Genomic DNA, 10,973 nt, shown 5'->3' on the forward strand with positions numbered 1-10,973 from the left:
GGCAGGCTCGGCGGCGCACCAGCGGGGGCACGGTGCGTCGGGATTCTACGGCGACGAGAGGGACCATGTCGCGCAGGTATTTCGGAACGGACGGCGTGCGCGGGCGCGCCAATGCCTCGCTCACGGCGGATCTGGCGCTGAGGGTCGGCATGGCGGCGGGGCTGGTGTTCCAGCGCGGCGAATATCGCCACCGGGTGGTCATCGGCAAGGACACGCGGCTGTCCGGCTACATGATCGAGAACGCGCTGGTGGCCGGCTTCACCTCGGTGGGCATGGACGTGCTGCTGCTCGGTCCCATGCCGACGCCGGCGGTGGGCATGCTCACCCGCTCCATGCGCGCCGACCTCGGGGTGATGATCTCCGCCTCGCACAATCCGTTCGACGACAACGGCATCAAGCTGTTCGGCCCGGACGGCTTCAAGCTCTCCGACGAGGTGGAGCGCGAGATCGAGGAGCTGATCGACGAGGACCTCGCCAAGCGCCTCGCCAAGCCCGCCGAGATCGGCCGCGCCCGGCGGCTGGAGGGCGTGCACGCCCGCTACATCGAATATGCCAAGCGCACCCTGCCGCGGAACCAGTCGTTCGAGGGCATCCGCGTGGTGGTGGACTGCGCCCACGGCGCCGGCTACCGCGTGGCGCCGGAGGCCCTGTGGGAGCTGGGCGCCGAGGTGATCGCCATCGGCGTCGAGCCCGACGGCATGAACATCAACCGGGACGTGGGCTCCACCTCCCCCGCCGCGCTCTCCGCCAAGGTGCGGGAAGTGCGCGCCGACATCGGCATCGCCCTCGACGGTGACGCCGACCGGGTGATGATCGTGGACGAGAAGGGCCACACGGTGGACGGCGACCAGCTCATGGCCGTCATCGCCGAGAGCTTCAAGGAAGACGGCCGCCTCGCCCGCGACGGGCTGGTGGCCACCATCATGTCCAACCTCGGGCTGGAGCGGCACCTCGCCGGCGAGGGCATCGCGCTGGCCCGCACCGGGGTGGGCGACCGCTACGTGCTCGAGCGCATGCGCGCCGACGGCTACAATGTGGGCGGCGAGCAGTCCGGCCACATCATCCTGTCCGATTATTCCACCACCGGCGACGGCCTCGTCGCGGCGCTGCAGGTGCTGGCGGTGGTGGCACGGCAGGAGAAGCCCGTCTCCGAGGTCTGCCATCGCTTCGATCCGCTGCCGCAGATCCTCAAGAACGTGCGCTACAGCGACGGCGCGCCCTTGGAAAACGAGAAGGTGAAGATCGCCATCGCCGACGCCGAGCGCCGCCTCTCCAACCACGGCCGCCTCATCATCCGCCCCTCGGGCACCGAGCCGGTCATCCGCGTGATGGGCGAGGGCGACGACCGCGATCTCGTCGAGACCGTGGTGGACGAGGTGATCGACGCCCTCCAGCGCGCCGCCGCCTGAGCGGGGCGGCGACCGGAACGGCGGCACCGCCGCCGTTCCGAATTCCTTTGCCGCGCCAGAGCTTAACGCTTCATCAGGGTTAATCCGGACTTAAGCCTCCCCGTGGCACACATCCGTCCAGAGCATTTCTCGGGCGGGTCGTCATGATGGGTGTGTTTGGTCGGGCCGGGCGTCTTCTTCTGGCCTCTCTCGCGATCGCGGCACTGGCAGGAACCGCGTTTGCCAGCGCGGCGCACGCCGCCGACAAGGCAGATGCGGAGATGGAGGCCATGATGGCCTCTCTCGGCAAGCCGGGCGACTTCTCCCTCGCCGCCCCGGCTGTGAGCGAGGATGCGGCGGCCGGCTGGTATGTCCGCGCCGACGTGGGCTACGTCCCCGCCAGCAGCGCGAGCCTCTCCTATCTCGGCCTGCCCACCGGGCTCGATGTCTCCGGCGCCGGCTGGTCGCTGGGGGGCGGCGTCGGCTATCGCTTCCTTCCGTTCCTGCGCGCCGAGGTGAGCCTCGACTATCTCTCCCTCGGCTCGGCCAGCCTCTCGCCGTTCGGACCGGGCGTCGGCGCCAGCGCCACGGTGGGGCTCGCCAGCGTCTACTGGGACATCATCACACTCGCCGGCTTCACGCCGTATCTGAGCGCCGGCGCGGGCTTCGCCATCAATTCGCTCAGTGCCCCGGCGGGGCTGCAGCCGGCGGGCAATTCCTGGGACTTCGCCTGGTCGGCCGGGGCCGGCGTGTCCTTCGCGGTGTCGAGCAGCTTCAGCCTCGATCTCGGCTACCGCTATCTCGACCTCGGCAGCCCCGCCTATGCCGGCGGCCTCGCTCTGGGCAATTCCACCGCCCAGCAGGTGCGCTTCGGCCTGCGCTACGCGCTGTAGGGGTTCCCCGGACGCATGCAGCGTCAGCGGAATGCGAGCCGGGGACCAGCGCAAGGGACCGCCGAAGGCGCTTCCTGATCCTGGAGCTCTCGTGCATTGCCCCGCTGCGCGGACCTCTTGCGCTGGGCCCCGGATCAGCGCTCCGGCTGCGCCGTCGCTTGTCCGGGGAACTGGGCTCTCCCCTCCGCTTTTCCCTTGCCGCGCCGGGCGGCGGCTCCTATGTGCAAGGCGTGCTCGACCGCCCCACCTATCCCGGCACATCGCATCGGGAGCCCGTCTTCAACGTGCCCGGCGCGGTGGCGGTGATGGCGCTTGGGCTGGTGGCGATCCATGCCATCCGCGTGCTGCTGCTCTCGCAGGATGCGGACATCGAGGTTCTCACCTATTTCGCCTTCATCCCGGCCCGCTACACCCTGCCGGACACCATGTTCTACCTGCCGGGCGGCATGGGCCCGAAGCTGTGGACCGTGGTGAGCTACGCGCTGCTCCACGCCAACTGGATGCACCTCATCGTCAATCTCGTGTGGCTGCTGGCCTTCGGCACGCCGGTGGCGCGGCGGTTCGGCTCCACGCGCTTCTGGCTGTTCTGCGCGGTGACGGCGGCGGCGGGCGCGGGGGCGCACTATCTCGCCAATAGCGACGCCATCGCGCCGCTCATCGGTGCCTCGGCGGCCATTTCCGGCACCATGGCGGCGGCGGTGCGCTTCACCTTCGCGCCCGGCGGCGCGCTGTCCAGCTACCGCACCATCTTCGCCGATCACCAGCCGGCCGGCTCGCTGAGGGAAAATTTCAGCGACAAAAGGGTGCTGATCTTCGTGGGCGCGTGGTTCGCCTTCAACCTCCTGTTCGCGTTCGGGGTTTCCCTGCCCGGAACGGAGGATGCGGAGGTGGCGTGGCAGGCCCATATCGGCGGCTTCGTCGCCGGCCTGCTGCTGTTCCCCCTGTTCGATCCGGTGCCGCGCCGGCGGGTGGCCTGAGCGGGATTCATACTGCCAAGGTCGTGGTGCGCGGACTGCGCTGCGCGCTTGCGTCGCACTGCGATGCGAGGGATCATCCCTGTCCGGATCGTTTCCAGAGAAGGCCCCGTCAGCGGAGCGGGCCCCTGGATCCACCAGCTAGGGAGAATGCGCCAATGTCCGTGACCGTCATCCTGAGCCGCAAGGGCAACGACATCGTCACCCTGTCCCCCGACGCCACCCTCGGCGATGCCGTGGCCAGCCTCGCGCGCAACCGCATCGGCGCCATCGTCGTCACCAATGGGGACATGGGGGTGGAGGGCATCATCTCCGAGCGCGACGTGGTGCGCCTCATCGGCGAGCGCGGCGTGGACGTGCTGGCCGAGCCGCTGGCCGGGCTGATGACCAAGGCGGTCGTCACCTGCGCCCCCGACGAGACCGTGCCCCAGATCATGGAACGCATGACCCGCGGCCGCTTCCGCCACGTGCCCGTGGTGTCCGGCGGCAAGGTCGTGGGCATCATCTCCATTGGCGACGTGGTGAAGTATCGCGTGGAGGAAATGGAGCGCGAGAGCGCCCAGCTGCGCGACTACATCATGTCGGCCTGAGGGTTTTGCGGCGCGGAGGCCCCTCCGCGCCGTTCCCCGGACGCATGCAGCGCAGCGGAATGCGAGCCGGGGTCCAGCGCAAGGGACCGCCGAAGGCGCTTCGTTACCGCAGCACTCTCAGATCTTGCCCGCTGCGCGGCACTTGTGCGCTGGGCCCCGGATCAGCGCTCCGGCTGCGCCGTCGCTTGTCCGGGGCACAGTTGGGCCACCTCACGCGCCGGGCTGGCGCACCACGCGCAGGTAGGGCTTCACGGTGGTCCAGCCCTCGGGGAACTTCTCCTTGGCGGCATCGTCCGAGAGCGAGGGGACGATGATGACGTCGTCGCCGTTCTTCCAGTCCACCGGGGTGGCCACCGAGTGCTTCGCGGTGAGCTGGAGGCTGTCCACCACGCGCAGGATTTCCGCGAAGTTGCGGCCGGTGGAGGCCGGGTAGGTGAGCGACAGCTTCAGCTTCTTGTCCGGGCCGATGATGAACACCGAGCGCACGGTGAGCGTGTCGTTCGCATTGGGGTGGATGAGGTCGTAGAGGTCCGAGACCTTGCGGTCGGAATCGGCGATCAGCGGGAAGTTCAGGGTGGCGCCGGTGGCGTCCTTGATGTCGCCCACCCAGGCCGGGTGATTGTCGATGGCATCCACCGACAGGCCGAGCAGCTTCACGCCGCGCGCGTCGAACTCGGGCTTGAGGTGGGACGCCTGCCCCAGTTCGGTGGTGCAGACCGGGGTGAAGTTCTTGGGGTGGGAGAACAGGATGCCCCAGCTGTCGCCGAGCCATTCATGGAACTTGATGGGGCCTTCGGTGGTCACGGCCTCGAAATCCGGCACCACATCGCCCAGTCGCAGCGTCGCCATGGTCATCTCCAATCAACATCTGAAAACTGTATATGTGAATATTATACCGCAATATCGATGGATTTAAAGCAGATTCACGCGAAGGCAGACCCCGTCGTCGCCCGCTGCGCCACTGCGGTCCGCTGCGACCGGCGCCCAGCGCAACGCAAGCTCCGTCATCCAATCAAAGCGTGCACCGTATGGGGCTGATACGATCACGGCGTGTCGCGATCGCGGGCGGCAATCACGATCCAGAACGCAAGCGCCCATGCGGCGGTCTGCGACACAAACGGAGGACGCTTCCATGAAACGCATCCTGGCGGCTGCACTTGCCGCATTCCTTCCCATCCAGAACGCCGGGCTCGCCGTGGCCTGCACTGCGGTGAACGTGGTCGCGGCGGACAAGACCGTGATCGCCGGGCGCACCATGGAATGGGCGTTCGACATGAAATGGACGCTGGTGAGCATGCCCAAGGGCACGGCCCTGACGCTCACGGCGCCCTCGAACCTCGGCCTGCCCGAGAACAAGGTGAAGACGCTCTATCCGGTCGTGGGGATCAGCGCCGAGATCATCCCCGGCGGCGCCGTGCTAGAGGGACAGAACGCGGCCGGCCTCGGCATGAGCGGCAATTTCCTGCCCGGCTTCACCACCTACCAGACGGTGACCAAGGCGGACACGTCCTACGTCTCCATCCTCGGCTTCGGCGCCTGGGCGCTGGGGATGCACGGCACGGTGGCCGAGATGCGGGCCGCTCTGGCGAAGACCAAGGTCTGGTCCGATGCCTCGCTGCCGAGCGGACCGACCCCGCCCACCATCCACATGGTCTTCACCGACCGCTCGGGCGCCAGCATCATCGTGGAATATGTGGGGGGCGAACTGCAGATCCACGACAATGTGGCAAGCGTCCTCACCAATTCGCCGCCCTATGACTGGCACCTCCTGAACCTGCGCAACTACCTCAATCTCTCCACCATGGGCGTCGCCGACCGCCGGTTCGGCACGGCCAACGTCACGGCCATCGGCCAGGGCGGCGGCGCCACCGGGCTGCCGGGCGATTTCACCCCGCCCTCGCGCTTCGTGCGCGCGGCCTTCATGCGCCATTCCATGGCCCAGCCGAAGGACGCCGCCGACGCCTCCGCCGCCATCGGCCATATCCTCAACACGGTGGATATTCCGCTGGGCGTCGCGCAGAGCAAGGACGGCGACGCGGTGGTCTCGGACTACACCCAGTGGGTGGCCATCAAGGACCTCACCCACAACAAGCTGATGATCACCGACTACGCCCACCGGACGACGTTCCTGACCCTCGATCTCGACACCATCTTCGCCCAGGACAAGCCGAGCGCGCGGCTGATCACGGACCTGCCGTTCCCGGCGGCGGTGGACGGGACGGCGGCGCTGAAGAACTGAGCCGGCGGGACGGCGCGCCGCGCCTCACCCGAGGGCGGTGCGCACCGCCCTCTAAACCAGGGCGCTACGCGCCTCCTGCTCGCCCACCTCGAACACCCTTTTGTAGCGCTCGACCTCGCTGGGCGGGCCCATGGCCTTGGTGGGGTTGTCGGAGAGCTTCACCGCCGGGTGGCCGTTGGCGGCGATCACCTTGCAGACGATGGAGATGGGATCGAGCGCCCCGTTGGGCGCCAGGCCCCGGAAATCGTTGGTGAGCAGCGTGCCCCAGCCGAAGCCGAGGCGGATGCGGCCGGCGAAGGTGCGGTGGATGCGCGCCACCTCCTCCGCATCGAGGGCGTCGGAGAAGATGGCGAGCTTCTCCCGCGGGTCCTGCCCGCGGGATTTCCACCAGGCAATGGCCTCCTCGCCGCCGGCGATGGGCTCCTTGCTGTCGATGCGGATGCCGGTCCAGTGCGTCACCCAGTCGGGGGCGCGTTCGAGGAAGCCTGAGGTGCCGTAGGTATCGGGCAGGATGACGCGCAAATTGCCGTCGTAATCGTCCTGCCAGTCGGCGAGCACCTGATAGGGCGCCCAGCGCAGTTCGTCGTCGTTGCGGGCCAGCGCCGCATAGACCATGGGCAGCTCGTGGGCGTTGGTGCCGGTGGCCTCCACCTCGTGGCGCAGCGCGATGAGGCAGTTGGAGGTGCCGAGGAAGCCCTCGCCCAGCCCCTCCATGAGCGCCTGCACGCACCAGTCCTGCCAGAGATAGCCGTGGCGGCGGCGGGTGCCGAAATCGGCGATGTTGATGCGGCCGAGGGACTTCAGGAACTGCACCTTCTCCCACACCCGCGCCATGGCCCGGGCATAGAGGATCTGCAGCTCGAACTTGCCCATGCCCTTGAGCACGGCGCGTGAGCGCAATTCGTTGATGATGGAGAGGGCGGGGATCTCCCACATGGTGGTCTCGACCCACGGCCCCTCGAAGGTCAGCTCGTACTGCCCGTCCACCTTCTCCAGGTGATAGGCGGGGAAGCGGAAGCCCTCCAGCCAGGCCACATAGTCCGGCGAGAACATCTGCCTTTTGCCGTAGAACATGTTGCCGCGCAGCCAGGTGCTCTCGCCCCGCGTGAGCGAGAGGGAGCGCACATGGTCGAGCTGCTCGCGCAGGGCGCCGATGTCGATGATGTCGGCCAGCCGCACCGCGGTGGAGCGGTTGTGGATGCCGAAGGTGACGCGGGTCGACCGGTGCCGGTTGAAGATCGTCTGGCCCATCAGCAGCTTGTAGAAGTCCGTGTCGAGCACGGACCGCACGATGGGGTCGATCTTCCAGGTGTGGTTGTAGACGCGCGTGGCGATGTCGGTCATGGGCGCCGTGGCCATGTCGTTGCGGTGCGGTGTGGCGGGGCAGGCGGACGACCGCGCGGGAGCCCCGACAGGGCGGGATGGTATCTATAGCATGCCAAGCGCGATCGTCGCGGGTCTCTGCGATCCATTCGCAGCAGGATGCGGAATCAGCGCCCGCTCAGCGGCAGCCCTTGCGGGCCTCCCAGGCCTGCACCTCGTTCACATAGCGCTGCTGGTCCGGCGTCAGCTTGCCGAACGGGGCGTAGCAGCGGGCGCCGAAGGTGGCGATGGCGTCCTTGGTCTTGAAGCAATAGCCCTGCTCCGCATAGACCGCGTTGCGCTGGTACCACAGCGCCTTGCAGGAGAGTTCGCTCAGCGCCTGCGCCTTCGCGCCCGAGACGAAACCCGCGCCCGAGACGAAAGTCGTCGCCGCGAGCGCCCCAAGGACAAGCGCCCCGAGCGCCCTCCCCCTACCTCTCGCCATCCCCGCCTCCCCCAATTGCCGCACCCTGTCACCGCCCGAGGCGGGCGGGGCATGCCGTTCGCAGCATTATTGCTCAAACGGCACGAATGTCATTCCGTTTCTTCCCATAGAAGCGAAAACGGTGCGGGCGTATCCAAGACGAAAGTCCAAGGCCGCGAAATTCCCCGCGAAGTTCCCCCGTGAAGATCCCTGAAGGATCGCGGCCGGCGAGGACGAAGCAACAAGACCAAAGGCATCACGCCAAAGGGAGGACTGCCATGGCCCGCATGCGCGCCGTCGACGCCGCCGTCCGTGTTCTCGAGAAGGAAGGCATCTCCTGCGCCTTCGGTGTTCCGGGCGCGGCCATCAACCCGCTCTATTCCGCCATGAAGGCGCGCGGCTCCATCCGCCATGTGCTCGCCCGGCATGTGGAGGGCGCCTCCCACATGGCCGAGGGCTACACCCGCGCGGTGGCCGGCAACATCGGCGTGTGCATCGGCACCTCCGGCCCCGCCGGCACGGACATGATCACCGGCCTCTATTCGGCCTCGGCGGACTCGATCCCGATCCTGTGCATCACCGGCCAGGCGCCCCGCGCCCGCCTCTACAAGGAAGACTTCCAGGCGGTGGACATCGAATCCATCGCCAAGCCCGTCACCAAGTGGGCCGTCACCGTGCGCGAGCCGGCGCTGGTGCCCATGGTGTTCCAGCAGGCGTTCCACGTCATGCGCTCCGGCCGCCCCGGCCCGGTGCTCATTGACCTGCCCATCGACGTGCAGATGGCGGAGATCGAGTTCGACGAGGAGACCTACGCGCCGCTCCCGGTCTACAAGCCGTCCGCCACGCGGGCGCAGATCGACAAGGCGATGGGGATGATCCTCGACGCCAACAAGCCGCTCATCGTCGCCGGCGGAGGCATCATCAACGCCGATGCCTCCGACCTCCTCGTGGAGTTCGCCGAGCTCACCGGCATCCCGGTCATCCCCACCCTCATGGGCTGGGGCACCATTCCCGACGACCATCCGCTGATGGCCGGCATGTGCGGCCTCCAGACCTCGCACCGCTACGGCAACGCGAACATGCTGGCGTCCGACTTCGTGGTCGGCATCGGCAACCGCTGGGCCAACCGCCACACCGGCTCGGTGGAGGTCTACACCCAGGGCCGCAAGTTCATCCACGTGGACATCGAGCCCACCCAGATCGGCCGCGTGTTCGGCCCCGACTTCGGCATCGTCTCTGACGCCAAGGCGGCGCTGGAGCTGTTCGTGACCGCCGCGAAGGAGCTGAAGGCCGCCGGCAAGCTGCCGGACTGGACGGCCTGGGCCGACGAATGCCTCGCCCGCAAGCAGACCATGCTGCGCAAGAGCCATTTCGACGCCGTGCCGCTGAAGCCGCAGCGGGTCTATGAGGAGATGAACGAGGCGCTGGGCAAGGACGTCACCTACGTCTCCACCATCGGCCTCTCGCAGATCGCCGGCGCGCAGTTCCTGCACGTCTACCATCCGCGCCACTGGATCAATTGCGGCCAGGCCGGCCCGCTGGGCTGGACCCTGCCGGCGGCCCTCGGCGTGCGCGCCGCGCGGCCCGACGCCAAGATCGTCGCGCTCTCGGGCGACTACGACTTCCAGTTCCTCATCGAGGAGCTGGCGGTGGGCGCCCAGCACAAGCTGCCCTACCTGCACGTGGTGGTGAACAACTCCTACCTCGGCCTGATCCGTCAGGCGCAGCGCGGCTTCAACATGGACTTCGAGGTGAGCCTCTCCTTCGACAACATCAATTCGGAGGAAATCGGGGCCTACGGCGTGGACCATGTGGCGGTGGCCGAGGGCCTCGGCTGCAAGGCCATCCGCGTGCGCACCCCGAACGAGTTCAAGGATGCCTTCGCCAACGCCCAGAAGCTCATGGACGAGCATCAGGTGCCGGTGGTGCTGGAGTTCATCCTGGAGCGCGTGACCAACATCGCCATGGGCGTGGAGATCAACGCCGTGAATGAGTTCGAGGAAGTCCTCGACGTGCCGCTCAGCGACGTGCGCGCCCTGGAGCCGGCCGAGTAGGGCCGGCGCACCGGCGCCGGCACCGCACAGGACGTCATCCCCCGGCTTGTCCGGGGGATCCACCCCTCCCCCGGAAGCCCCTCTCAACAAAACCGTGGATGCCCCGGACAAGCCGGGGCATGACGGTGCCGGGAGGTGCCATCCTGCCCACTCCTCAAAGAACCGGGCTCAGCCCGCGGAGAGACGCATGCCCAAGTTCGCCGCCAATCTCACCATGCTGTGGAACGAGATCGATTTCCTCGACCGCTTCGAGAAGGCCGCCAATGCCGGCTTCAGGGGCGTCGAATATCTCTTCCCCTATCCCTATGAGAAGGACGCGCTGGCGGAGAAGCTGGCGAAGTACAATCTCACCCAGGCGCTGCACAATCTGCCAGCCGGCAACTGGGCGGCGGGCGAGCGCGGCATCGCCTGCATCCCCGGCCGCGAGGGCGAGTTCCAGGACAGCGTGGGTAAGGGCATCGAGTATGCGAAAGCCCTGAACACCAAGGCCATCAACTGCCTCGCCGGCCTCACCCCCAAGGACGTGCCGGCCGAGACCGTCCACGAGACCCTCATCAAGAACCTGAAGTTCGCTGCGGCGGAGCTGAAGAAGGCGGGCATCCCGTTCGTCGTCGAGGCCATCAATACCCGCGACATCCCCGGCTTCCACCTCACCAACACCAAGCAGACGCTGGCGGTGCTGGACGAAGTCGGCGCGGACGACATCTTCTTCCAGTACGACATCTACCACATGCAGATCATGGAAGGGGATCTCGCCCCGACCATCCGCAACAACATCGCCCGCATCAAGCACATCCAGCTCGCGGACAATCCCGGCCGCGGCGAGCCGGGCACGGGCGAGATCAACTATCCCTTCCTGTTCAAGGCCATCGACGACACCGGCTACGACGGCTGGATCGGCTGCGAATACAAGCCGAAGACCACCACCGACGAAGGCATCGGCTGGTTCGCCCCCTACAAGGGCTGAGCTGTTTTACCCCTCTCCCCTTGCGGGAGAGGGTGGACCGCGGCATCGCCGCGGGACGGGTGAGGGGTCCGGCGCCGCGGCG

10 protein-coding genes are annotated in these 10,973 nt (G+C 67.6%); 7 read left to right on the top strand and 3 right to left on the bottom strand.

From position 1 onward, the window contains the following. Positions 1-65 precede the first annotated feature (65 nt). From glmM to ACE3QW_RS06400, 4 genes are all read left to right on the top strand, one after another. Positions 66-1,409, top strand: a complete 1,344-nt coding sequence (gene glmM / locus ACE3QW_RS06385; protein WP_029556701.1) for a phosphoglucosamine mutase — start codon at positions 66-68, stop codon at positions 1,407-1,409. A 269-nt stretch (positions 1,410-1,678) separates the two neighbouring features. After that, complete coding sequence (locus ACE3QW_RS06390) at positions 1,679-2,281, top strand: outer membrane protein (protein ID WP_374250867.1); 603 nt, start codon at positions 1,679-1,681, stop codon at positions 2,279-2,281. Positions 2,282-2,502: 221 nt separating this feature from the next. Further along, positions 2,503-3,258, top strand: a complete 756-nt coding sequence (locus tag ACE3QW_RS06395) for a rhomboid family intramembrane serine protease (protein WP_374250879.1) — start codon at positions 2,503-2,505, stop codon at positions 3,256-3,258. A 155-nt stretch (positions 3,259-3,413) separates the two neighbouring features. Further along, complete coding sequence (locus ACE3QW_RS06400) at positions 3,414-3,845, top strand: CBS domain-containing protein (RefSeq protein WP_024277069.1); 432 nt, start codon at positions 3,414-3,416, stop codon at positions 3,843-3,845. A gap of 210 nt (positions 3,846-4,055) precedes the next feature. Here ACE3QW_RS06400 and ACE3QW_RS06405 read toward each other — a convergent pair whose 3' ends face one another. Then, entirely contained in the window at positions 4,056-4,694 is a 639-nt protein-coding gene (locus ACE3QW_RS06405; protein WP_029556697.1) for a peroxiredoxin, read from the bottom strand. A 283-nt stretch (positions 4,695-4,977) separates the two neighbouring features. Here ACE3QW_RS06405 and ACE3QW_RS06410 point away from each other — a divergent pair, with 283 nt between their 5' ends. Next, a complete protein-coding gene (locus ACE3QW_RS06410; protein WP_374250868.1) occupies positions 4,978-6,084 on the top strand; it encodes a choloylglycine hydrolase family protein in 1,107 nt (368 codons plus the stop codon). Between the two features lie 51 nt (positions 6,085-6,135). On the opposite strand, the gene pncB is transcribed toward ACE3QW_RS06410, so the two are convergent. Further along, the gene (pncB, locus tag ACE3QW_RS06415) at positions 6,136-7,428 is read right to left on the bottom strand and encodes a nicotinate phosphoribosyltransferase (protein WP_374250869.1); all 1,293 of its coding nucleotides are present in this window, start codon (positions 7,426-7,428) and stop codon (positions 6,136-6,138) included. 157 nt (positions 7,429-7,585) lie between these two features. Beyond that, positions 7,586-7,891, bottom strand: coding sequence for a YARHG domain-containing protein (locus ACE3QW_RS06420; protein WP_374250870.1), 306 nt, complete (start codon positions 7,889-7,891; stop codon positions 7,586-7,588). Positions 7,892-8,148: 257 nt separating this feature from the next. Between ACE3QW_RS06420 and gcl the strand changes: the two genes are divergently transcribed. Both gcl and hyi read left to right on the top strand, forming a co-directional pair. Further along, on the top strand, positions 8,149-9,924 hold the full coding sequence (gcl, locus tag ACE3QW_RS06425) for a glyoxylate carboligase (RefSeq protein ID WP_374250871.1): 1,776 nt from the start codon (positions 8,149-8,151) through the stop codon (positions 9,922-9,924). A gap of 187 nt (positions 9,925-10,111) precedes the next feature. Then, positions 10,112-10,891: a hydroxypyruvate isomerase gene (hyi, locus tag ACE3QW_RS06430; RefSeq protein WP_374250872.1), complete on the top strand. Its 780-nt coding sequence runs from the start codon at positions 10,112-10,114 to the stop codon at positions 10,889-10,891. Positions 10,892-10,973 lie beyond the last annotated feature (82 nt).

The sequence above is a fragment of the Xanthobacter sp. genome, from assembly GCF_041911315.1.
Taxonomy (GTDB): domain Bacteria; phylum Pseudomonadota; class Alphaproteobacteria; order Rhizobiales; family Xanthobacteraceae; genus Xanthobacter; species Xanthobacter aminoxidans.